Source organism: Candidatus Avoscillospira sp. LCP25S3_F1, assembly GCF_052117125.1.
Taxonomy (GTDB): Bacteria; Bacillota; Clostridia; order Oscillospirales; family Oscillospiraceae; genus Avoscillospira_A.
The window spans coordinates 91,380-114,589 of record NZ_JBQKJT010000008.1 but is presented as its reverse complement, the minus strand read 5'-3'; the positions used below and the strand labels follow the sequence as shown (position 1 = coordinate 114,589).

The following is a 23,210-nucleotide window of genomic DNA, read 5'->3' as shown; positions in this document are numbered from 1 at the left end:
AATGGGGTGTTTTGCTGTCATAACCATAGCAGATGCACACTATTTATTCTGTCGAAACAGGGAAATGAACAGGATTTTCTTTTTTGGAAGAACGGTCAATCACGCGGCCTTTTGAAATCGAAGCCCCCGAGCCCGGATGGCCAGTTCCTGGGACAAAAGCTGCAAGGCGCTGAACTCCTCATCCAGCCCGTCCAGCTCCCGGCGCAGGATCGTCTCATAGTGGCGCTTCTTTTCTTCTAGCGCGTCGATCCGTGCGACCCAGCGTTCCAGAACAGCGGGGCTTTGACTACCGCTCTGGATCAGATAACCGGCACGCTCCTGGTAGTCGGCAATCTCCTTCTTGACGGCGGCATAGAATTCCGCTGTCATCTTTTCCCTCTGCCGGGCATCGTCCAGAATGTAGATGGAATTGGCCAGCACGGGCAGCTGGGTCCGGTTCAGACGGTTGATCTCTGCCAGAAAGTCCTCCAGTACGTCCACCCGGCCCATGGTGTGCCGGGGAACGAAGAATAGGTGGCCGTTGATACTGATCTTGGTGGCCTCCAGGGAACGGATGTAGTTGACGCAGATGGTCTCCACCTGCCGCCGGTTAGCGCACGTCTGATACAGCTCAAACAATTCCTCCGCCCGACGGCAAAGGCCGGTGACATCCACATCGGCATCATAAACCAGATTGTCATAGTGGAACGTACAGCTGTCCCGATCGTAACAGATGTTGGCCAGCTTTTCATATTGGTTGGTCTGCCGGTTTACCGTCTCCTTGACCAGTTCCCGGGAGAGAACGCCCCGGGCGGTGCGGCGGTTATCCCGGCAGTAGACCTGGTAGATCTGGGTCTCGCCGTTGCGCTTGCACACAATGCGCTCCCGCACATCGCCGGTGGCGCTGCGGAAAGCGTCGGCAACGGATAAGCGGCTGCTGCCGCCGTAGTGCAGGCCCATGGCATCACAGAGGGCTGCCAGCTCCTCCCGGTTCACCAGCAGGTTGGACAGGGAAAAATACAGCAGCTTGCCCAGCATATGCTGTTCTTCGCCGGCGGCGGCGCCGAGAACGGATTGAAGGGAAATGGGTTGGTTCATAACATCAGGCTCCTTTTCTTGTTTCATTCCATAAATAGTCATCAATGCCCTTGTACGTCAGGGATGCCTTCGCTGGCCAGAAAATGAGACTGAACCGGGATAATGCAATAATCGGCGGCGGCCAGTGCATTGACAGTCAGAAGCTCGTGCTTCAGACCGCAGTCAATGATGAGATACTCATACTGCGGTGTCAACTTCTCCAGCAACTTTGCCAAGATCAGCTCACACGGCTGTCCATTGTCTCGCAAGGTACTGTACTGGGAAATTTGCAGGACCTGCAGCCGGGCAGCGGCATCTGCCAACCGTTTGTTGGCCGGAATCAAGTCTGCACCGATGGGGGTAGATAGGATACAGGAGTCCAGATATCGGTCCAGATCTTCAGGATAATCAATGGCGGCCAGCAGCAGATTGGCCAGGGTACGCAGCTGTTCGCCGGGAGTGAAGCCCAAGGCGGCGGTGAGATTGCCCTGGGGATCATTGTCCAGCAGGGCCACGGTTTTTCCCTTGGCGGACAGTGCGGCAGCAAGGTTTAAAGCGGTTGTTGTTTTACCAACACCACCTTTGGAGTTTGTGATGGCGATGATGGTTGCTCTGCTCATAAAAGTTGCCTCCTTGATACGGAAAAGAGTGGGGCATATGGTGGTGGGGTACCTATTGGGAGCGTACTACAAAGGAATATTTCTGTCAAAGGATTTTTTAAAATACTTTCTTCACTAAAACGAATTTAGAATTTTTATTTTGGTTTTATCTTACAAATAATGTAAAATCTATGACAAGAAAAACAGCTTGACATTGAGAAAATGTCAAGCTGTTTTTAACTGTGATTGCGTGATGAGGGGGGATCAATCGGAAGGGGAAAACCAATTGTCTGCAATTTCCACGGAACGCTCTGTCATATCGCACCCCAGAAACTGAAGGTCAAAAAATTTTCGCCCAATTCCTTTAAAAATAAAAGTTTTAATTTTTTATTTGCGTTGCAATGGGACTCATTTCCAACAGACTTGTCGATTACTCCACCATTTGCTCCACCAATCGCCATAAGACTTTATAAAATTACATAATGAAATATGGCGAAAAACATTTGGAAAAACAGTGAAAAAACATAAAAATTGGAGTTTTATAGAGATAAACTGCAATATAGGTAATTGCGATTAAGCGACGATACCTAATTTCATTTTATCTTATACCTATCCCAAAACTCTTGATTTACAAGGCTTTCTGCTCTCCTCTAAAATTTGCCTACGCCTTTTTACGCCCTCGCATCAATCAGGCTGGCGTAGCTTGTTTCATGTTGCAATGGATCAGCGTTATGGGTAAAAGTTTATTATTGCATAGGATTCTAAGATTCTCAATATCCATTCGACAGGTATGTTGCTACCGCAGAAATCTGGTTATTTTGGAACTATGGGAAACCAGGCTGTATGATTGACAAATGTACTCTAAAACAATATGATAAAGGTACTTTACAAGGAGGAGCCAAACCATGCGCAAGGAGATGGTCGCACAAGCGGTGGAGTTGACCCGCCAGTGCCTGGAACACTATTGACAGGGAGATGCGGAATTTGTCCTATCCCGGTGTGTGGAGGATGTAGTCTGGATTGCGTCGGCACAATCCCAGTTTCTGGAGGGCATCCAACAGGTGCGGGAGGATTGCCGGATGGCCATGCCGCATTTGCAGCGGTGCCATCTGCTGGGGCAGGAGTTTATTGTAATTCAAAACACGGGTAACGCCTGTACCATTGCAGGGCGGTATCTGACGACAACCGATGCAAGTGAGGATTACTTTTTGCAGGTGCAGCAGCGGTGTACATTTGTATGGGAACTGGTGAAAGGGGAGCTGGTGATCCGCCATCTCCATGTGTCCAATCCTATGGGAGAGCTGAAAATCGACCCGGGAACCACGGTGGTCCGGGAAATGGGTTATATGGCCCGCGAATATATGATGCGTCATTACCGTCGACAGGTTGAGATGCGCCGAATCATGGTGCCGGACCGAAAAGAGGGCGTGACGCACTTCCTGGCGCCGGCGAAGATTGTGTCTGCGGCAGCTGACCGCCGGTTCTGCATCATTCAGACAGCCAAAGGAGAGTCCATCGACGCCCGTATGAGCATTGCGGAATTTTCCCAGGCTGCAGGGGCGGGATTTATGGCAGTACACCGCAGCTATGTGCTCAATGTAGATTATATTACCCAGATTCGGCCCTACTGTGCCGTATTGGCCGATGGACAGGAAGTTCCTATCCCGGTAAAGAAATTCCGGGAAGTACGGGAAAAGTTGGCAGTCCATTACAATACGCCATGCGAGGAAAAATAGAAGAGGCAGCGGCCTCTTCTATTTTTTTTACTAAACAGCGAGTCGATATGCCATAAAATAGAAAAAATCAGACAAATTGCATTTTTCATTACGGTAGAATGGTCATCCGTTCCAAAACTATTGACAACAAATAAGGAAAAATTATAATGAAAATGCGAGGATTTAGGGTATTTTTGTCGAAGAAATGTCCGGCTCTCAAAAAAGGCCAATGACGTGGCCTGTTACGGCAGGAGAAAGCGCGGGGAAACGAACGATGTTCCAAGAGAACATACGGCGCGAACGCCGAAAAAACAAGTGGGCCCGCGCCGCCGGCGATCATGCCACGGTCAGCGCCGCCGGCAACGAACAGACCGGGCAGTATATTGACGATCTGGATTTGGAGATGGCGGAGACCATTCGTTTCAAACCGGCACGGGACAAGGCGCAGCGCCTAAAAAGCGTGCGCCCGTCGGCTTGTGCGCCGTGGGAAGAACAACCGCAGCTGTCCGGTGAAGTGGAATTGACCACGGGTCGGGCAGAGGTGGGCTACGACGCACAGAAGAAGGACACGGTTGTCAGCTTTGTCCGTCATGAGAACGATACCCAGGGGCGGGAGGTTCAGGAGAACCGGGCCAGGGTCCGCAATATGCAGGGCCGGGAGCGGTTCCGCAGCAATGACGACTCCTTCTCCGAAGGGGCCATGGAATTGCGGTGCGATGTTGCCAGAACGCCCAGAACCGTTCTGCGCCGGATGGGGCAGATGTCATCCATGGAGGGGGGAGACACCACCATGGACCGGGTGCTGCCCTTTCAGAAAGTGGGACAGGAGCGGAACCGAGTCCGGCAGCTGCGTCAGATGGAGCACGACAGCCAAGACCAGCGCAGCCAGCTCCATACGGCAGCTTCGGGAATTACGGCCTTTGCAGGCCGCAAGCAGCAGAAGCAGGTAGAATTTCGCAAAAAATTTGCCAAAGCCGTGGAAAAGGCCAGGGAAAACCGGCGAACCGACGACTACCAACTTTACATCCGCAAAAAGTGGGAGGCCATGGGAAGCGCCTCTCCACTGCGGACAATGGAGGCGGAACAGACCCTTCCATGGGAGCAGACGCCGGAAACCACGGCGGATGAAGATATCCTTTTTTACAGCAATCCATCTGAATTTGATCAAGAATAGACAGAAAGGAGTTGAACGGATTCTCGGGCACGGCAGCGCTCCGGCGGTTCCGTGACCTCAGGAATCGAAACTTATGGCGGAATATTTGTCCCCCGGCGTCTATGTGGAGGAATTTGACAGCGGCCCGGCCCCCATGCAGGGTGTGGGTACCAGTACGGCAGGCTTTGTGGGCTTGGCCGAGAAGGGACCGGTTTCCGGTTCACCGGTCTTCGTGTCCAGCGCCTCCGACTTCACTCGGAAGTTCGGCGGTTATCTCCAGAAGAGTGAGTTCGGTGAGTACCGCTATCTGGCCTATGCCGTCAACCACTTCTTTGCCAACGGCGGCGCCCGCGCCTATGTTATGCGCGTGGTTCCCTCCGATGCGGCTGTGGCGGCGGTAAAGTGCGGCGATTTGCTGCAATTTACCGCAAAGAACCCCGGCAGCTGGGGCAACCGGATTGTGGTGAGCGTCACGGCGGCCAGCAAGGCCAAGTCCCAGATTCTTGAAGACGGCGGCGAAGGTCGGTACGTTCTGAAAAATGCCGCGGACTTTTATGTGGGCGATGTGGTGGAACTGAACGGCCCCGACGGCCGGGAGTACGGCATTGTCTCTGCGGTGGAAGGCAACAACGTCACCATGGAGAAGCCGTTCAGCGCGGCTGTGGTGGTAGATACGGCGCTTCTGCCCAAGACCACCGTGCGGACCTGCGAACTCAACCTGGAGCTCCATTGTGAGGATACGGTGGAGAGCTATGAGAGCGTTTCGTTCAACATTACCACCCCTCATTTCATTGAAAAGGTTCTGGCCAAGTCTGAACTGGTGGACGTGACGGCCCGCCACAATGAGGAGCCTGTAGCGCCCATCGATCTGGTGAAAACCGCTTCCGGCTGTGACAAAGACACGGTGAAGCTACAGCTGACCGGCGGCAGCAATGGTACCGCTGCGGCGCTCAGCGACGGCGACTTCATCGGCGAGGACAGGGGTCCCGGTTCCCGTACCGGCATCCAGGCGTTCCTGGACAACAGCGATGTGTCCCTGATGGCGGTACCCGGTATCACCGCTCCCAATGTGCAGCTGTCCCTGGTGGCCCATTGTGAAGGACTGGGCAGCCGCTTTGCCGTGCTGGATATGCCCAAGGATGCCAAGAGCGTCACGGAGATCATGGAGCACCGCAACATCGTGGACAGCGATTACTGTGCCATGTACCATCCCTGGCTGGAGGTATTCGATCCGCTGGACAAGCGCAATATGCTGATTCCGCCCTCCGGCTCTGTGCTGGGCATCTATGCCCGCAGCGACAACACCCGCGGCGTCCACAAGGCTCCGGCCAATGAGACTGTGGCGAACTGCACCGGTCTGGCTGTCACCTACAACACTGCTGAGCAGGATATGCTCAATCCCAACGGCGTTAATCTGATTCGGCGGTTCCCGGGCCAGGGCATCCGCGTGTGGGGCGCCCGCACTGCCAGCTCCAAGCCCCAGTGGAAGTATGTCAACGTCCGCCGTCTGTTCATCTTCCTGGAGGAGTCCATCAAGGCCAATACCAACTGGGTGGTCTTTGAGCCCAACGACGAACTGCTGTGGATTCGTGTCCGCCGCACCATCGAAGTGTTCCTGGAGGGCATGTGGCGCAGCGGCGCCCTGGCCGGCGCCACCACGGCCGATGCGTTCTTTGTCAATATCGGCTCCAACACCATGACCCAGGACGATATCGACAACGGCCGACTGGTCTGCGTCATCGGCGTGGCTCCGGTGAAGCCTGCCGAATTTGTGATCTTCCGTCTGACCCAGAAGACCGGCGAATGAGCCGATCCCACGGGATGCAATGTTTACATAAAAGGAGTTGACGTTTTCAGTGCTTCCTTATAGAAATTTTAGATTCCGTCTGGAAATCGACGGTCTGGACGCCGGCAGTTTCAGCGAGGTCAGCGGCTTCGACGCCACCATGGACGTGGTGGAGTATCGGGCCGGCGACGACCCCGCCATCACGCCCACCAAGCTGCCCGGCCTGATCAAGTACGGCAATATCACCCTGAAATGGGGTGCTTCCGAGACCATGGTGCTCTATGACTGGCTTATCGATATCACCGAGGGTACCATTGAGAAGAAGACCGTCACCCTGACGGCCCTGGATGAGGAGGGCTCTCCCGCCGCCTCCTGGCGCTGCATCAACGCCTGGCCGGTGAAGTACACCGCCCCCGATTTCAACGGTACCTCCTCCGAGGTGGCCATTGAGACCATCGAGTTGGCCCACGAGGGTCTGACCAGAACTGACTGAGCAGGATAATGCCGCGTCCCAACGGTGAGGACCGGGGCGCGGCATCCCTTCTATCTGTCAGTCAAGCAGTATGGACGCGCAGCGGCGCGGTACAGTGAGGAGAACGAAACAGTATGGCCTATCAGACGGAATACCCCTTTACACTGCCCAGAGGATATATGGATGAAACGGGAACGGTTCACCGGGAGGGTACCATGCGGTTTGCCACGGCGGCCGATGAAATTCTGCCTCTGAAGGACCCCCGTGTCCAGCAGAATCCCGCCTACCTCAGTGTGGTATTGATGACGCGGGTAATTACCCGATTGGGGTCCCTGCCCGCCATTGACAACAAAATCATTGAAAAGCTGCCCTCTTCGGACATGGCTTACTTGCAGAATCTGTATCAGCAGATCAACGCCATGGAGCCCATCCGCATTGAGGTCACCTGCCCCGGCTGCGGCGAGAAGTTTAAAGTGGAGGTGCCGCCCCTGGGGGAATCGTAAAAAGCTATCCCCTGGATCGTATCTACGAGGAGATAGCTTTTTTGGGATATTATCTCCACTGGGGCTATGAGGAGTTGATGAACATGGAGCACCGGGAGCGGCTGCGCTTCTGCCGGGAGGTCTCCGGCATCAACGATCAGATGAACCAGCAGACACAGGGCAAAAATATCTTCGACGTTTTTTAAGTAAGGAGGACCCATGGACGTACCGTTTTTTGTCACCCGCAGCGGCCACTATGACCCCATTGTGGCGGTGCGATTTATCGTGATGTTCAACGCGGTGACGCTGGGCTTCCAGAGCGTTTCCGGCATCGGCAGCCAGCGGTCGGTGAGCTATGTCAGCGAGGGTGGGCGCAATGATTATCCCATCCTGCTGCCCAAGCCCCAGACCGAGCCCCACCGCCTGACGTTCAAACGGGGTTACCAGATGCGTAAAGCCAGTATTTTGGGACTGCTGGCAGGCTACACGGGGTCCCAGGCCATTGAGGCCCAGAAGGCTCTGGGCCTGATCCTGGTGCTGGATGAACGCCAGAGCATCAAAGCCATTTACTCTTTTATTTCCCAGGGCGTAGTGGAGTGGGAGGTCAGCGACCTGGATGCCACCCGGTCCACGCCCCTCATTGAAACCTTTACCATTACCCACAGAGGATTGAAGAATATCCCGGTCCCGTCGCTGTTTTAAGCCGCGGACCGGCAGGCGAGAGGGGGTGGCACTATTTCGATCGGACGATTTCAGCCGGTGACCGGCATCCTGACCACGGGGGCTGGGCGGCTCCGTCTGACCGGTGACAACGCCGGATTCTGTGAAGCCATCCTCCGGAAACACAACGCAGCCGCGCCGCTGCGGTTGGAGTCCCTGCGCCATGTTCGGCCCAGGGAGGACGCGGCGGCGGAGCAACTCCACCAGCAGCCGTTGGTGGTCAATTTGCTGATGCAGCTGCGGGCGTATTATGACCAGAATAATACATTTCTGCGCAGTCAGACGGCTCTGCACCTCCAGCTGACCAATCAGCTGCGGCAGGTCCTTTCCACCTCTAACGGGGCGGTGCGGGCCAGGGCCGGGGAGATCGAGCGGGCAATCCGTACCAATCTCTACCGGGAGGGGGAGTTCAGCCGGGCCATGGGCCAGCTGACCCAGGAATTAAAAAAAAACGAAAATAGACCCCCGGAGTGGACGGTAAACGCTTCCCGTTCCGGACCGGCGTTTCCGGCGTCTGGACGGCCATCCGGCCGGACGGTTTCCGGCGCGGCGTCCGGGGATCGGTCACAGACGACACCGTCGCTCCGGGTCTTTGCGTCGCAGGAGACTGGACAGAAAACCGCCCCGGCAATCCAGCCAACCGCCATCGTTCGTACGCCGGCAGTTCCGACGGGGGAACGACTGCAATACCGACAGGACCAAACGCTGCCCCAGGCAGCCGGGAAATCGGCAATCCAGCGCGGAAAGGCGCTCCAACGCCCAACGGCTTCCCAGCCCCAGCTGGGAACGCCGGAACAATTGGAGCGGAAGCAAAAACGGACAAAACAATCGACCCAACCGCAGAAGCAACCGGAGCAACGGGTCCAAGGGCAGGCGCAGCCGGAAAAGCCAGTTCAGCCGCAGAAGCACCCGGAACAATCGGTCCAGCGGCAGACGCAAGCAGAAAAGCCGGACCAGCCGCAGAAGCATTCGGAACAAACGGTCCAAGGACAGACGCAACAGCAAAAGCCAGTCCAACCACAGAAGCAGCCGGAACAACCGGTCCAGGGACAGACGCAACGGCAAAAGCCGACCCAGCCGCGAAAGCAGGCGGAACAACCGGTCCAGCCGCAGACACAAGCGGAAAGGCAAATCCCATCGCCAAAGCAGTCGGAGGGACCAATCCGACAGCAGGAGCGAGTGAAGCAATCCGCCCGACAGACGGAGCGGGCAGACACACCGGTTCGGTGGCAGACGCCGGAACCAGCGTTGCAGCCGGAGACAACATCGATAAAACTGGCGCCGCCGTTGGAACACGACAGCCATCCCGGGTCCGGGGTATCTGTCAGTCATGCGGAACCGCCCCAAATATCGATGGAGCATCCCCAAAGTTCCAAGCTGGAACCGGTATACCGGCAGACGTCCGGGAGGCCGGAGGAATCCGATCAGACCGTGACGGAACACCGGCAGCAGCCGGTTCGGGCGGTTTTGGTATCGCCTGTCACACAGAATTTTCACTGGATGTTGTCCGGCGAATTACCGGGTGCCTCGGCGATAGGGGCTGCTTGGGTACGGCAGTCTATCATATGGAGCGGATTGGAACGCGCTCACTGGCATGGTTCGGCTGGATTGGCAGCACCGTTTCCGGGCAATGCTCAGCCATTGCGGTATCGATTTGCTATAGACCATACCACCGCAATCCCCGACAGGTTGACACAATACCGGCAGCCGAGCATGGGAGTAGTCCCGGCCAACATCGTGCAGCCGGTCCAGTACCGAAATATCCTACAACAAGCGGGTATGCTGCCAAGCGTACCAATGCAATACCGGCAGCCGAGCATGGGAGTAGTCCCGGCCAACATCGTGCAGCCGGTCCAATACCGGAGCACTCTGCGACAAGTAGGGATGCCACCTGGCACACCGATGCAAAACCGGCAGCCGAGCATGGGAGCGGTTCCGGCCAACATCGTGCAACCGGTGCAGTATCGGAACATTCTGCAACGAGCAGGAATTCTTCCTGGCATACCGATGCAATACCGGCATCCGAGCATGGGAGCAATACCGGCCAACATCGTGCAGCCAGTCCAGTATCGGAACATCCTGCAACCAGCGGGAATGCTGCCAAGCGTACCAATGCAATACCGGCAACTGAGCATGGGAGTAGTACCGGCCAGCATCGTGCAGCCGGTGCAGTATCGGAATATCCTGCAACAAGCAGGAATTCTTCCCGGCGTACCGGTGCAAAACCGGCAGCCGAGCACGGAAGCAGTTCCGGCCAGCATTGTACAGCCGGTCCAATATCGGAACATCCTGCAACCAGCGGGAATGCTACCCGGCGTACCGATGCAAAACCGGCAGCTGAGCCCGGGAGCAGTACCGGCCAGCATCGTGCATCCGGTGCAGTACCGTATCAAGGGTACCCGGGAGGCGCTGCGGCAGGTAATTGAGCTGTACACAGGCCAAACGCCGCTCATCATCGAACAGTTTGAACCGGCAAGCTGCCAGGTCTGGCGGCGGGACGGCGCGACGCTGCGGCGTCTGTACGGCGGCAGCCGTCACACAGTCACGGTCCTGATGCCGGAGGCCCAGGGCGGGGCCGACGACTATGCGAAGCTATGGAAAATCATCGAGGCGTTCCGACCGGTGGACGCCATCTGCAACCTGGTGTTCCTGCGCCATGAGATACTGCTGGGACAGCATTGCTATCTGGGCATGAACTCCAGGATTGGCGGCAGCAGGGAGCTGGTGCTGGACGGCACCGCTGCCTCCGGCGCGCCCCATCTGGCCGAATTTGTAACGGGAGGAACAAGCGATGAACAATCTGCAATATAGTACCGGTGAGCGCAACCGCTTTTTCTATGGAAAGCTGATGACGCCCCGGGACTTTGAGGACGAGCAGACGTATTTCAACGACAAGCGCCGTCTGGGCAACCGGATGCTTCACGGTACCGGTGTGGCGGCGGGCCTGGGCGTGCTGCTGGTGGACAATCAGACCTTCTCCCTGGAGGCCGGTATGGCCCTGGACTATCAGGGCCGGGAAATTGTGGTCCCGGACCCCTGTGTCAAGCGCATCAGCACCATCCGGGGCTTTGACACCATCCGGGACAGCGGCGACGTCTATCTGGGCATTGCCTACCGGGAGGAGCCCTGCGAAAGCACCTTTTCCGTGGCGGGTTCCGCCGAGGGCAACGGGATCCGTCAGGAGTTTAACCGCATGCGGGAGGGCTATGAACTGTTCCTCACCACCCGGGAACCCAACCGGGCCCTGTTGGGTGTGGACAGCGTGCTCTATGATCTGTGCCGTCTTTACGATCAGGACGGTATCCGCATCACCCTGCAAATTCCCCGCTATGTGAACACCGACGACGTGTTCCCTGTGCGGGTCCTCTTTGAAAAGCGGGAGGTTTCGGCGCCGGTACGCTTTTCCTTCCGTCTGGAAAGCGATCTGTTCCAGGGCCCCAAGGGGGAGAAGTATGTTCAGGTGGAGTACGTCGAAACCGAGGTGACCACCCAGAAAGAACTGTCCCTGGACTATTCCATGCGCTGCGGCAGGGTGCGGGACGACTATACAGAAATCCGTGTTCCCATCGATTCCTTTGCCCTCTATTTTGGCAGCAATCAGGCCGAGGGCCTGACACAGCCCCTGCGCAAATCGGTGGAGGTGACGGCACGTCCCCTGCGGGAGGTGGTGCTGGAAGCCTACTATACCCGCCACTTTGACGAATTTCTGACGGCCCGGGAGGACCAGGCCATCTATCTGGCAAAATTTCATGTGGTAGCCACGCAGAATACCTTTTTGATTGAAAAGGTTGTGCGCAATCCGTTTCATCAATATCTGGCAAATCCACAGATGTTGGAGCTGCTCCAGCATCTGGACCGGGAGCGGCAGGTGGTGCAGAGTCTGCCCATCGTGCCCGAGACCCGGCGGGAGGAAAACGACCGGCAGCCGGACGCAGTGCGCCGCACTGCCGGCGGCGTAGCCACGGTGATGCTGGGTATGTCCCCCAAGGTGGGAAGAAGCTACTTCTCCCACGAATTTATCCACGGACTCGGCGCAGGGGAACTGTGTGTGAACGTGGCAGTGGAAAACACAGAAAACAACGGCAGCAATGAAACGCTGATCTTTGGCGACGGCGTTTTTACAGCCGAGGAATTTTCCCTGGCGGCCCCGGCCTGTTCGGTGGGCGCCATGGTCAATGTGAAGAAAGGCACCTTGCAGCTGGGACTGAAGCTCCTGGAAAAGACGGGCCAGCAGAGTATCCGTCTGCGCTGGTGGGCCTGGCGTCCCCAGGAGGAGACGGTGGAAAAGGAGGAACTCACCGACGGTGTGACGGTCCTCATCACCCCCAATACGGCCAACGTGGAGCCCTTGCAGCAAATCCGCTTTACCGCCCTGGTAGAGGGCAGCGCCACCCAGGAGGTCTTCTGGAGCGTGGTGGAGAAAAACGGCGGCAGCATCGACCGCAACGGCCTGTATACGGCGCCGCCGACGGAGGGCGTCTATGAGATTCAGGCCCAAAGCGCCAAGTACGGCAATATTCGGGCCAGCGCCTATGTGGTGGTCAGCAAGCAGTAACCGCCCGGCATGGTTCGGGCAAAGCGACGGACAGAGGAGGTGAAGGCGTGGCGGAGATTCAGGCGTGTCCGATGCTGCAATATCTGGGAATGCTGGAGCAGTCCCTGTATCTGACGGCTCAGGTGGCCAAACATCCGGGCAGCGAGGAATTGCTGCTGGTCAACCGCATTCCCCATGACAAGCGGAGCCGGACCTTTTTCCGGGACCTCTACGGGGCGTTTTGCCGCCGAGGCGAGCGGTCCGACTTTCTGGAGCTGTTCAGTATGCAGCAGGAGTTTTACGCCGTGTTTCGCTATTGCGAGGGCCCCAGTCTGTTGGAACGGTACGAGGGCTGTCGGGGCGCGGTGGGTAAACGGCTGCAATTGCTGACCACCGCCCTGTTCCAGGTCTATACGGCGGCGGGGAATCTGCCGGAGCCGGTGGTGTGCAGCCTGTTGCAGCCGGAAAATTTGCTGGTGGACGATGTGGACCGGATTTACCTGCGGTATCTACTCTATCCCGAGTTCTTTCTGGAGGAGAGCGGATGCAGCGTGTGGGAGGAAACCGCCTCCCTGATGCAGTTTCTGCTGGGCAGAGAACTGAAAAAGACGTATCACAAAACCCTGCGCACCATCTATAAAAAATGCGGCGCCGGACTGTATCCCAGTCTGCCGGCAATGATTCATGATTTGGAGCAGGCGGCGGAAGAATTGACGGACACGGGGCCGGTGCAGGCGCTCAAAGCGTATGTGCTGCGGAAAAAGGCCCGTCTGGTCCAGCTGTCCTGGGTAGGTATGGTGACGCTGGTCCTCTGTCTGGTAGTCTATCTGATTACCAGCTTCACGGGACGGCAAACCCTGGAGGCCCGCCCCATCTCCGACATTGGCGCCATCACCTATGTGGCGTCCCAGGAGGAGACGGGGGACAGTCTGCTGCTGACGGACCCGCCGGAGGAGCCGGAGCGGGAGAACGTGACGTTTACCGGCGTGCCGGACCCGTCAACGCCCCTCCGTTCGGAGGATTACATCGTTCAGTCCGGTGATACGCTGGACAGCGTTTGTGTTGCCTATTACGGCTCTGCGGCCTACGGGCCGCTGGTGGCCGGATTCAACGGCATAACGGACGATGGCCCGCTGGAGGCCGGAACCATTCTGCGGATGCCGCTGCGGGATCAGCTGGCCCAGTATCAGAAGGATTGAGCAGCGCCCGGGACGGCGGCGCTGTGCGTAGGACAGAAAAAACGGGGAACCGTCCGGGATGAGGGAAACGAGTATGAAATGGATCAAAATAAGTGTCATTGTGCTCCTCGGCGTGGCGGCAGCCCTGTGGTTTGCCGTCACCGGACAGCGGGTGGCCCTGGACGGTACGGAGGCATTTGCCTTTGATGCCGCCGGCAGTCTGTACCTGCTTTCCGACGAGGGGACGCTGACCCGGGTCTCACCGGATGGCCGGCGGCTGTGGACGGTGCAGTTGGACCGGGAAACGGAAGACGGCGATCTCATGCGGTATGAGGATTTGGTCGTGGACCGCAACGGCAGTCTGTACATTGCCGCACAGGCGTATGAGCGCCGGGTGGACGCCGCCGGAGCCGTACAGGAGATCATTCTGACCGAAGCGGTTCAGACCTGGAACAGCCAGGGCCAGCGGCAGGATGATGTGATGCAGGTGGACAAGTCGGCGCTGTCCCAGTACAGCACGGAGCCGTATATTCGCAAGCTGCAACTACAGGGAGAAACCCTGCTGGCCCTGTGCTGTAATCAGGGAGAATTCTCTGTCATTGCCGCCTACCCCTACGGGGAGGAGGAGCCGACGGTTCTGGCAAACTATGACCTGGGAGACCAGGCGGAAGCGGTGGAGGACTGCGCGGCCCTGTCCGACGGCACACTGGTCTGCGCCGACCGGGGCGGCAGCCTGACGGCGTATATGCCCGACGGCAGCAGTCAATCGTTTACGTCCCTGGTGGGCAGCGGCAGTTTGGTGGGCTGGCTGTCGGCGGATGAAAACGACCGGCTCTATTATCTCGACCGCACCAACGGCGCGTACTATGTGCTGAATCCGGCGGACTATACGGCGGAACGGCTGTATAGCCCCGACTCTGTGGTGGACAGCCAAACGGAGACAGCATTCCGGCAGCTTCGGAACGTCCAGGTTGCCGGATACGGCGGGTTGGAAGCAGTGGCGTTCCGGGGAGAGCAGCCGGTGTGGGTGCGCTTTGGCGACCAGACCGGCGTCATCGACAACATTCACCGGGGATGGAGCGGTCTGGAAGTAGCCAAAGTCCTGGGGGTGTTTCTTGGGACGGTGGCAGTTCTGTCCCTGGCCGGGTGGATTCTTGGCGTGGCGTTCAACCGCTCCCGACTGATTGGCCGGATTTTGCTGCGGTTTCTGCCTGCGGTGCTGGTGGTGCTGGCCTTATTGTCCGCCGCCATGCTGCATCTGCTGACCGCGGAGCGAACGGCGGCCCTCCAGCAAAGTCTGGCAGCGGCAGCCCGTGCAGCGGCAGCGCAGATGGACGGCAATGCGCTGGACTGGAACGAACTGCGGCAGATGGATGCGGCCCAGTGGCAGACGCTGCAAGAGCAGCTGGAACAGGCCGGGCAATACGCGGCACAGATTTCTGGAATGGACGAAGTGGGCGTTCTGCTCTATACCCTGGAGGGGGAGGACGGCTACGGCGTCGGTACGACGCTGGAGCGTGACGCGTTCCGGTGGGCTAAAACCCTGTCGCCCCTGCGGATGGAGTTTTCGGAAGAGACGGCGGAGACGATTCTGAATGGCGCGGACCAGGGCAGCAGTGTCTCCTTTGACCGGGGCGGCGTGACCTATATCAGCTGCTTCCAGCCCATTTTCCAGGCGGACGGACAGACGGCGGGCCTGATGGAGGCCCGGGTTCCTCAGCAAAACGCCCTGACCGCCGTCCTGGACCGGAGCCCGGTTTTTTACGGCGCGATCACGGTGCTGCTGTGCGCGGTGGTGCTGGCAATTTGGCTGCTGCTGGTGCTGCTGGGCGCGTTCCGCCCCCTGAAAGAGCTGCGCCGCTGCATCGGGGAGATCAGCGCCGGCCGCTGGAACGTACAGGCCCGGATCACCTCCGGCGATGAACTGGCGGATATCGGCCTGAGCTTCAACCAGATGACGGAGAAGCTGAACCAGTACATTTCCAATATGGTGCTGCTCAATAATGAGTACATCAAATTTACTCCCCGGGAGCTGTTTCAGCTTCTGGGCAAGACCAAGGTCACCGATTTAAATTTGCGGGACAAGAGCATCCGCGATATGAGCCTGTTGTATGTGCAGTTTAGCCTGAACGGCGCGAAACTGGACAGCGAGGCGTACTTTGACCTGATGAATGAGAATTTTGACAAGGTCTTTGACGTGGTGGACCGGAACCACGGCATCATCGAACATTTTGACGGTTCGGGTATGCTGGCGCTGTTTCCGTGGCAGGTCCAGGACGCGTTGAACACAGCCATTGCCCTCAAGGAAACCATGGCCCGGGAGAACAGCGCTGTGGAGTTGAAAATGCTCATTTCCGCCGACGAATTGCTGGTGGGCGTGGCGGGCAACCGGAAGCGCCAGACCATTACGGCCATTTCCGGCACCATCATGGACCTCTATGCCCTTACCAGTCTGATGGAAGAGATGGGGACCCGCTACAGCATTACGGCCCGAGCCGTGGAACGCATCGACGACAGCTGCTATTTCAACTGCCGGGAAATCGGCGCCGGGGACACCGGGCGTCCCAGTCTCTACGAGTTCCTGGATGGCATGGACCCCTATGAGAAGAAACTGCATCTGGTTACCCGGACGTCCTTTGAAGCGGGCATTCACGCCTATGAACAGGGGAACTATTACGAGGCCCGGAAGCAATTTGCCGACGTGCTGCAAACCAATGAGCGCGACACGGTGGCCATGTACTATCTGATGCGCTGTGATGCCCACCTCCGTGCGGAGGCAGCCCAGGGCCGGTGACCGGGAAGGAGACGCCTTATGAATTTCAATTTCTTCAGCCAGGTCTCCAAGGTTGTCGGGCGGCAGATCACCAACATCACTAAGAAGATCACCCGCGCGGTCCAAATGGCGGCCAAGCCCTTCGTCTATTTGAATACCTACGTCCGCGCACAGGTCAAATCCATGACGCGGCGGCCGTCCAGCATGGAGGATTATGTGCGGTTCGGCGCCATCTACCTGTCCAAGCGGTTTCTGGCCCTCAGCGTGGTGGCCGTCGTTCTGGTGGTGACGGTGTTTTCCACCGTAGTCTATCCCTGGCTGGAAGGGCGGCTCTGGACGCCGACCATTCTGCTCAACAGCCGGAAACTGGCCGGGTATACGGGACCGGCCCGCATTGTTACAGAACAGGGGGTTCTGATCTACGACGGCGACGTGGTTTCCGGCGAGCTGACCGGCGCCGCCACCCAGTATGATACAGAGGGGGCTCTGGTGTATTCAGGCCAGTTCCGCAATGCCGCCTATGACGGCTATGGGTCTTTGTATGTGGATGGGGTTCTGCGGTACGAGGGACAGTTTACCGACAACCTGTACAACGGGGACGGACGGCTGTACGACGAAAGCGGCTCGCTGATTTATCAGGGTAGCTTTTCCCAGGGATTGCGCAGCGGCCGGGGCATGGAATACCGGTCGGAGGATCACACACTGCTGTACTACGGCGATTTTGCCAATGACCTGTGGGAGGGCAGCGGCGTGGTCTATGAAGCTGACGGGACAACGATCTGCTACCGGGGCGATCTGGTGGCCGGCCGGTATGAGGGCAACGGCTCCTATTACGAAAATGGAACGCTGATCTATCAGGGGCAGTTTGCCCAGGGGCTCTACGAGGGCACCGGCACGCTCTACGACGAGCAGGGCAATGTGCTCTATCAGGGTGCGTTTTCCAAGGGGCAGCGGCAGGGCGCGGGTACTGTGTACGACGCGTTGGGCTCGCCGCTCTATACGGGAGAATTTCTCGAAAACAACGTCAACTATATGGGCTATCTGGGAGCCACACCGGAGGATATCGCCGCCGCCTTTGGAACGCCCGGCTATACCGCCGTGGAGGGGACATATCAGATTCTGACTTATTTGAACCTGGGGACCGCGTTTCTCTGCGTCGATGACGGGACAGGCCTTTACACCTGCCAAAATGTCCTGGCAGATGTGGAGGAGGGATTTTTGGATATCACCCGGGACAGCAGTGAGGAGGAAGTGACGGCTCTGTTGGGCCAGCGGTTTTCCACCTTGACACTGGACCTGACGGCGGAGCGCAAGACAGCGGCCAGCCAATTGTCGCTGGCGCTGCCCCAGCAGGGCCGTGTGGATAAATACCTGATGAGCAACTACTACATCAAACTCTATTACGACGCGGCGGGGGAGAAGATTCTGGCCGTGGAGTGCGGCGGCTATTGACCGGGAGGTGAGACCATGCACCGTAAGAAACAACGTAATTGGCTGCTGATGACTGTGAGCCTGGCCGCCGCCCTGTCCATTCTGTCCACAGCAGCGCTGGCGGTGCCGGAGGCGGACGACAGCGCCGCCGGAACCGCCGGAACGGAACAGACGGCGCAGGATGCTCCGGCGGCGGACCAGGGTGGAACGGATGCCGATACATCCAACGGAGCGAGCGGCGGCACATCGTCCGCAACGGAGGATACGCAGACAGAGCCCCCGGCGGAAGAAGAAACCACCACAACACCGTCGGACAATTCGGCTACATCGGGCAGTCAGACGCCGTCAGGCAATCAGACGTCGTCGGGTAGTCAGACGTCGTCGGGTAGTCAGGCGTTGTCGGGTAGTCAGACACCGTCGGGTGAGCCGGGACAGGATGCCCAGGGGGAGCCTACGCTGGAGGAACTGCGGGACGAACTGTTGACCATTCTGGGCAACGGGGAGGACACAACAGCCATCCGGGAAAATATTGACCAGATGATTGCCCTGGGAGACCCGGACGGCACGCTGCGGACGTATCTTGAAAACACGATTCAGCTACAGCAGCTTCAATATGAGACGGAGCAGCTGCAAGCGACGCTGGAGCAGATGGAAGCCGCCAATGGCAATCTGGGGGCCATCGGCACAGCAGTGGCGGCGGCCACCAACCCCGATGAGACGCTGCGCCGGGTGGAAGAGGACCTCAGCGAACCGGCGGCGCAGCTGCTGGAAAGCGCCGGATACGACGGTACCGGCGAGTTGGCGGAGTTGGCGGCCCGGTGCCTGAGCTATCTGGACGAGCGGACTGCCGGGGCGGACAGTACCGATGTGGCGGTCATTCTGCTGTGTGCCGGACTGCGGGACGGCGAGTTCCTCGATACCGCTGGGACGGCCACAGCTCAAGACATTATCACCTCCCGCTTTTCCAATATTTTACGGCGATATCCGGCCATATCCGCCGAGGTGCGGCAGAGCATGGAACAGGAGACGGCGGCCATCGTGGAACGCTCCAACAAGGCCGGAGCCATGAATCCGGGTGTATTGGTGGCGGCGGGAACGCCCCTGAGCCTGACCCGGGCGGTCTTTACTTATGACGATACCATTCTGCTGTCTCTGGACGATGCCGCCGCCTTTTTAGGCGGAACCATTGTGGAAATGGCGGACAACGACACGGTGGTGTTACAGGGCGGCGGCGTGGTGCTGGAGATGACCAAGGGTTCCAGCGACGCCTACTGTAATGACCGGCTGCAAAAAATGGAACAGCCCCTGATCCGGTTCGGTCAGACGTGTTATCTGCCCCTGGATACCCTGCTGGAATGCTGCGGGATGGAGCGGATGACCTTGGGCGGCTATGAACTGTTGTATGCGGCCCCCTGAGCCGGGAAGGAGGAACCAATGGCAACGTATTCTGTAATTTCCGACGTGAGCCGCACCATTGTGGAGCTGCTGCAAGCGGAGCTGGTGCCGGAGCCGGTGGCCCAGCGGGAGCAGATCGGCGTCTGCGACCCCCACGACCGGGGAAATTTTGTGGTGGGTATCCATCTCTACGATATTTCAGAGGCGGGGGAAATGCGGTCCAATGGACCGGTGCTCCAACCTGACGGCTCCCAGCGCAATCCGCCGGTGTCGCTGAATCTGTCCATGATGATCTCCGTGGCCAGCAAGGCGGAAAAGGAGACCCGGACATTGGACGAACAGATGATTATGGGCCGGGTCATCCAGGTATTGGAGGACAACAAGCGTCTGCCGGAGCAGTATATGCCCCAGGCGCTGCGGGCCGCCGGCGAGGTGATCCGCGTCAGCCAGGTACAGATGGAACTGGAGGAAAAGACAAAAATCTGGACCATGTTTTCAGAATCCTATAAACTCAGTGTGTTTTATAAAGTCGGTCCGGTGCAGCTGGAATCCGCCGTGGTCACCAAACCCGCCGCCAGGGTTCAGGAGATTCGGCTGGGCATGGAACAGAAGGAGCGGCGGCCATGAGGACTCTGCACCGTCTGTCCGCGGCGTTTCAGCTGCTGGACAGCTGTCACAAGGAACCGGTCCGGGGCGCGTCTATTCTGGTGGATGGCTGCCGGGTCCCCTGCGTGGCCAGAGGAGATGGCGTGTATCTCTTTTCCGATCTGCCGCCCACGGCCCATACCTTTGTCATTGATGCGCCGGGGTATCAGACCGTGCGGCGGACGTTGCCGCCGGTCCCGGCCCATATCCCGGAGGTGGTGCTGATGCCCTGTGCACCGGACAGCCCCAACCTGTCCAGAATTTCCTGTTTCCGCCTGCGGTTTCTGCTGGGGAAGACGCCTCTGGCTAACAGGGCGGTCCGGGCGGAGCTGCTGACGCCGGTGGGCAGTTTGCGGCTGGTGGAACCGGCGAAGCCGGGAGACCGGGCGCTCACCCTGGCGGGCGGCCATGGGCCGGGTATGGTATACCAGCACTGCTGCGTCTCCACGGAACCGGCGGCGGACCTGCTGATCACCGGCCGGGATGCCGATTCCGGGCGGTACGATCTGTGGGAACCACTGGCACAGCCCTTGCAGGCGGGTACGCTGCTGCGCCCTCTGTGGGACCTGGAGACAGACCGGGACGGTGCGGCCATCCTGCCCGCCGTGGGCCTGTTCCTACAGCGGGAGGAAGTGGAATTTGTATTCCGGTACGGGCAGCGGGAGCAGCGGTTCCGGACCGCACCGCCGTCTCCCAGGAAAGAGGCAACCATTGTATGGACAGCAGAGGAGGAAATGGATGGGTAATCAGGTCTGCATGGGCGCCATGTGTCAGTGTACCTTCGGTGCGGCGCCGTCCAGTCTGGTGGTGACGCCGGAAAACAAGGTACTGACCTCTAATTTACCGGCGGCCACTATTATGGACAATGTGCCTATGAAAAATATCATGCCCTTTGGCATGTGCTCGTCCATGGCCAATCCCACCGTGGCGGCGGCCACGGCGGCAGCCATGGGGGTGCTGACCCCCATGCCCTGTGTGCCGGTGATTCCGGCCCCCTGGGCTCCGGGGTGTCCCACGGTGCTCATTGCCAACAAACCGGCGCTGAACAACAGTTCCAAGCTGATGTGCGCCTATGGCGGCGTCATCAGCATCAACAATCCCGGCCAGATGAAGCATCAGATTCCGTAAGGACACCGAACCGGTGGAGAGAGGAGGAACCCCCGTGGCATCCTGGTACGGTCGGTATTTCGACCCGAAACAGTTCGGCGTACCCTACGGCGCGCCGGAGGAGCACCTGCTGGATTTGATTCGGTGGTGCGAACTGCTGCTGACGGCCTATACGGCCTGTTACGCCCCGGTTTCCGGGACACCGGCGGCAGACCCGGCAGCCGAGGAGCCGTCTGTGCTGCGGGACTTTGACAAGTCCCGGTTCCACATCGACAGTCGGGCGGAGGCCACCGCCCGGCAGGGGCGGTTTCTGGCGGCTCAGTATCTGCGGGAAGTGCTGCGCCTGACCGATTTGGAGTGGTTTGGACTGCTACTGTGGCTGCTTCCGGCCTATGATGAGCGGTTCGGCCTGTGGCTGGGCCAGCTGCGTGGCAACCCCAATCTCCGGCAGCCCGGCTTTGATCTGACGGTAAAGCTGTTCCACTTTGCGGACACAGCGGAGGCGGTGTCCCAGTACCACCGGCAGCGTCGGTCGCTGGAGGAGAAGGCGGAGTTCGCCTTTTTGCAGGCCGATGGCAGCCTGGACCGGCGTGTAGCGGATTTTCTGCTGCAAAACGGCGACGCCCGGTGGCGGGCGTCGGGCGTGGAGCTGTATACGCCCGGGGAGGGAGCGCCCCTGCTGCTGCGGGAGCGGGAGGCAGCGGCGCTGGCGTCGGCCATTGCCGCCGACGGCGACCAGCGGGAGACGCTGTATGTGTGCCTGCGGGGCCAGAACGGTTCCGGCCGGTCCACCCAGGCCCGGCGGGTGGCCCAGCTGCTGGACACGGCGGCGGTGTTTTTTGACTGCGCCCAGGCGGTGCATGGCAAACGGGAGACGTTTTTTGCAGCCCTGCGCACGGCGGGGCGGGCGGCCATTCTGGAACAGGGCATGCTGGTCCTGCGTCGGTTCGACTGTCTTCTGGAAGAGCCGGAGACAGCGGAACAGGTGTTGGACACGGCGGGACGGTTTTCCGGCGTAGTGCTGGTGCTGGCCCAGGAGGACACGGTGACGGCGGAGTTGGAAACCGGACGCCGCTGGCTGGACGTGCCGGTGGAGCCGCCCACCAAAGCCGAGAGCATCGCCCTTTGGGGACAGGCCCTGGGAGCGCTGCCTCTGTCAGAACCGGCAGATGGGGCGGAACTGGCCAACAAGTTCGCCTTTACACCGGGGCAGATCGACGGTACCGCCAAAACGGCGGCGGGAATGGCCCTGCTCCACGGTCCTCTGGACCGGCGGCAGCTGACCCGTGCCGCCTACCGGCAGATTTCCCACAAGCTGGGAGAGCATGCCACATGGATTGACGCCCGCCACACCTGGGACCAGTTGGTGCTGGCAGAGACGGAAAAGGAAATGCTCCATATGGCCTGTGACCAGATCCGCTATCAGCATGTGGTCTATGACCAGTGGGGCTTCGACCAGCGTCTGGCCTACGGCAAGGGCGTCAGTATGCTCTTTGCCGGTCCGCCGGGCACCGGCAAGACCATGGCCGCCCAGGTGGTCGCCAATGACCTGGGGATTGAGATGTACAAGGTGGATTTATCCCGAGTGGTGTCCAAGTACATCGGCGAGACGGAAAAGAACCTGAACCAGGTGTTTGAGGAAGCAAAAAAATCCAATGTGATCCTGTTTTTTGACGAAACGGACGCCATCCTGGGCAAGCGCACGGAGGTCAAGGACTCCCACGACAAAAACGCAAACTTGGAGACGGCGTATCTGCTGCAAAAAATGGAGGAGTACAACGGCATCACCGTCATGACCACCAACTACAAGGAGAACATCGACAGCGCCTTTTTCCGGCGCATCAGTTATGTGATTCAGTTTTCCTTTCCCGATACCAAAGCCAGAAAGGCCATCTGGCAGGGAATATTTCCGGCACAGACGCCCATGGAGCCGGATGTGGACTGGGACTATCTGGCGGAACAGTTTGAGATCACCGGCGGCAGCATCAAGAATATCGCCCTGGTGGCCTCTTTCATGGCGGCGCGTGCCGGAGAGGCCGTGGGGATGCGGCACATTGTCCGTGCCGTCAAGTACGAGTTGACCAAACAGGGCAAAATCATGCGCCGGGAGGATTACGGCGAATACGGCTACCTGCTGCCATGACGGCCCATGGAGACAGGACCG

The 23,210-nt window shown here is 58.8% G+C and carries 19 protein-coding genes; 17 read left to right on the top strand and 2 right to left on the bottom strand.

What is annotated here, in order from left to right; translation table 11 throughout:
• Nucleotides 1-99 precede the first annotated feature (99 nt).
• A complete protein-coding gene (locus tag ACTQ33_RS09155; protein WP_441464102.1) occupies nt 100-1,077 on the bottom strand; it encodes a DUF6744 family protein in 978 nt (325 codons plus the stop codon).
• 41 nt (nt 1,078-1,118) lie between these two features.
• Entirely contained in the window at nt 1,119-1,676 is a 558-nt protein-coding gene (locus ACTQ33_RS09150; protein ID WP_441464100.1) for a ParA family protein, read from the bottom strand.
• A 1,058-nt stretch (nt 1,677-2,734) separates the two neighbouring features.
• Between ACTQ33_RS09150 and ACTQ33_RS09145 the strand changes: the two genes are divergently transcribed.
• The 17 genes from ACTQ33_RS09145 (at nt 2,735) to ACTQ33_RS09065 (ending at nt 23,189) form a co-directional block, all read left to right on the top strand.
• A complete protein-coding gene (locus tag ACTQ33_RS09145) occupies nt 2,735-3,391 on the top strand; it encodes a LytTR family transcriptional regulator DNA-binding domain-containing protein (protein WP_441464098.1) in 657 nt (218 codons plus the stop codon).
• Between the two features lie 253 nt (nt 3,392-3,644).
• Nucleotides 3,645-4,544, top strand: coding sequence for a hypothetical protein (locus ACTQ33_RS09140; RefSeq protein WP_441464096.1), 900 nt, complete (start codon nt 3,645-3,647; stop codon nt 4,542-4,544).
• 73 nt (nt 4,545-4,617) lie between these two features.
• A complete protein-coding gene (locus tag ACTQ33_RS09135) occupies nt 4,618-6,330 on the top strand; it encodes a phage tail sheath family protein (RefSeq protein ID WP_441464094.1) in 1,713 nt (570 codons plus the stop codon).
• A gap of 49 nt (nt 6,331-6,379) precedes the next feature.
• Nucleotides 6,380-6,802, top strand: coding sequence for a phage tail protein (locus ACTQ33_RS09130; protein ID WP_441464092.1), 423 nt, complete (start codon nt 6,380-6,382; stop codon nt 6,800-6,802).
• A gap of 113 nt (nt 6,803-6,915) precedes the next feature.
• Complete coding sequence (locus ACTQ33_RS09125) at nt 6,916-7,284, top strand: phage tail assembly protein (RefSeq protein WP_441464090.1); 369 nt, start codon at nt 6,916-6,918, stop codon at nt 7,282-7,284.
• Complete coding sequence (locus ACTQ33_RS09120; RefSeq protein ID WP_441464161.1) at nt 7,278-7,469, top strand: DUF6760 family protein; 192 nt, start codon at nt 7,278-7,280, stop codon at nt 7,467-7,469. The genes ACTQ33_RS09125 and ACTQ33_RS09120 overlap by 7 nt, the downstream gene beginning before the upstream one ends.
• Before the next feature lie 13 nt (nt 7,470-7,482).
• Nucleotides 7,483-7,965 carry a phage tail protein gene (locus ACTQ33_RS09115; RefSeq protein ID WP_441464088.1) on the top strand — a complete coding sequence of 161 codons (483 nt, stop codon included), beginning with the start codon at nt 7,483-7,485 and terminating at the stop codon, nt 7,963-7,965.
• 57 nt (nt 7,966-8,022) lie between these two features.
• Nucleotides 8,023-10,794 carry a hypothetical protein gene (locus ACTQ33_RS09110; protein ID WP_441464086.1) on the top strand — a complete coding sequence of 924 codons (2,772 nt, stop codon included), beginning with the start codon at nt 8,023-8,025 and terminating at the stop codon, nt 10,792-10,794.
• Nucleotides 10,775-12,538: a hypothetical protein gene (locus ACTQ33_RS09105; RefSeq protein WP_441464084.1), complete on the top strand. Its 1,764-nt coding sequence runs from the start codon at nt 10,775-10,777 to the stop codon at nt 12,536-12,538. The genes ACTQ33_RS09110 and ACTQ33_RS09105 overlap by 20 nt, the downstream gene beginning before the upstream one ends.
• A gap of 47 nt (nt 12,539-12,585) precedes the next feature.
• Nucleotides 12,586-13,716, top strand: a complete 1,131-nt coding sequence (locus ACTQ33_RS09100; RefSeq protein ID WP_441464082.1) for a hypothetical protein — start codon at nt 12,586-12,588, stop codon at nt 13,714-13,716.
• 73 nt (nt 13,717-13,789) lie between these two features.
• Nucleotides 13,790-16,489, top strand: coding sequence for a HAMP domain-containing protein (locus tag ACTQ33_RS09095; RefSeq protein WP_441464080.1), 2,700 nt, complete (start codon nt 13,790-13,792; stop codon nt 16,487-16,489).
• Between the two features lie 18 nt (nt 16,490-16,507).
• The gene (locus ACTQ33_RS09090) at nt 16,508-17,920 is read left to right on the top strand and encodes a hypothetical protein (RefSeq protein WP_441464078.1); all 1,413 of its coding nucleotides are present in this window, start codon (nt 16,508-16,510) and stop codon (nt 17,918-17,920) included.
• Nucleotides 17,921-17,935: 15 nt separating this feature from the next.
• The gene (locus tag ACTQ33_RS09085) at nt 17,936-19,315 is read left to right on the top strand and encodes a stalk domain-containing protein (protein ID WP_441464076.1); all 1,380 of its coding nucleotides are present in this window, start codon (nt 17,936-17,938) and stop codon (nt 19,313-19,315) included.
• An 18-nt stretch (nt 19,316-19,333) separates the two neighbouring features.
• Nucleotides 19,334-19,921, top strand: coding sequence for a DUF4255 domain-containing protein (locus tag ACTQ33_RS09080; RefSeq protein WP_441464074.1), 588 nt, complete (start codon nt 19,334-19,336; stop codon nt 19,919-19,921).
• Nucleotides 19,918-20,685, top strand: coding sequence for a carboxypeptidase-like regulatory domain-containing protein (locus tag ACTQ33_RS09075; protein ID WP_441464072.1), 768 nt, complete (start codon nt 19,918-19,920; stop codon nt 20,683-20,685). The genes ACTQ33_RS09080 and ACTQ33_RS09075 overlap by 4 nt, the downstream gene beginning before the upstream one ends.
• Complete coding sequence (locus ACTQ33_RS09070; protein WP_441464070.1) at nt 20,678-21,067, top strand: DUF4280 domain-containing protein; 390 nt, start codon at nt 20,678-20,680, stop codon at nt 21,065-21,067. Before ACTQ33_RS09075 ends, ACTQ33_RS09070 begins: the two co-directional genes overlap by 8 nt.
• A 34-nt stretch (nt 21,068-21,101) precedes the next feature.
• Nucleotides 21,102-23,189, top strand: coding sequence for an ATP-binding protein (locus ACTQ33_RS09065; RefSeq protein ID WP_441464068.1), 2,088 nt, complete (start codon nt 21,102-21,104; stop codon nt 23,187-23,189).
• Nucleotides 23,190-23,210 lie beyond the last annotated feature (21 nt).

Excerpts from the sequence above, each read along its gene's own strand:
- ACTQ33_RS09085 (WP_441464076.1), top strand. The coding sequence starts at position 17,936 with ATGCACCGTAAGAAACAACGTAATTGGCTGCTGATGACTGTGAGCCTG.
- ACTQ33_RS09140 (WP_441464096.1), top strand. The coding sequence starts at position 3,645 with ATGTTCCAAGAGAACATACGGCGCGAACGCCGAAAAAACAAGTGGGCC.
- ACTQ33_RS09115 (WP_441464088.1), top strand. The coding sequence starts at position 7,483 with ATGGACGTACCGTTTTTTGTCACCCGCAGCGGCCACTATGACCCCATT.
- ACTQ33_RS09150 (WP_441464100.1), bottom strand. The coding sequence starts at position 1,676 with ATGAGCAGAGCAACCATCATCGCCATCACAAACTCCAAAGGTGGTGTT.
- ACTQ33_RS09095 (WP_441464080.1), top strand. The coding sequence starts at position 13,790 with ATGAAATGGATCAAAATAAGTGTCATTGTGCTCCTCGGCGTGGCGGCA.
- ACTQ33_RS09125 (WP_441464090.1), top strand. The coding sequence starts at position 6,916 with ATGGCCTATCAGACGGAATACCCCTTTACACTGCCCAGAGGATATATG.
- ACTQ33_RS09135 (WP_441464094.1), top strand. The coding sequence starts at position 4,618 with ATGGCGGAATATTTGTCCCCCGGCGTCTATGTGGAGGAATTTGACAGC.
- ACTQ33_RS09145 (WP_441464098.1), top strand. The coding sequence starts at position 2,735 with ATGGCCATGCCGCATTTGCAGCGGTGCCATCTGCTGGGGCAGGAGTTT.
- ACTQ33_RS09075 (WP_441464072.1), top strand. The coding sequence starts at position 19,918 with ATGAGGACTCTGCACCGTCTGTCCGCGGCGTTTCAGCTGCTGGACAGC.
- ACTQ33_RS09080 (WP_441464074.1), top strand. The coding sequence starts at position 19,334 with ATGGCAACGTATTCTGTAATTTCCGACGTGAGCCGCACCATTGTGGAG.
- ACTQ33_RS09155 (WP_441464102.1), bottom strand. The coding sequence starts at position 1,077 with ATGAACCAACCCATTTCCCTTCAATCCGTTCTCGGCGCCGCCGCCGGC.
- ACTQ33_RS09070 (WP_441464070.1), top strand. The coding sequence starts at position 20,678 with ATGGGTAATCAGGTCTGCATGGGCGCCATGTGTCAGTGTACCTTCGGT.
- ACTQ33_RS09090 (WP_441464078.1), top strand. The coding sequence starts at position 16,508 with ATGAATTTCAATTTCTTCAGCCAGGTCTCCAAGGTTGTCGGGCGGCAG.
- ACTQ33_RS09105 (WP_441464084.1), top strand. The coding sequence starts at position 10,775 with ATGAACAATCTGCAATATAGTACCGGTGAGCGCAACCGCTTTTTCTAT.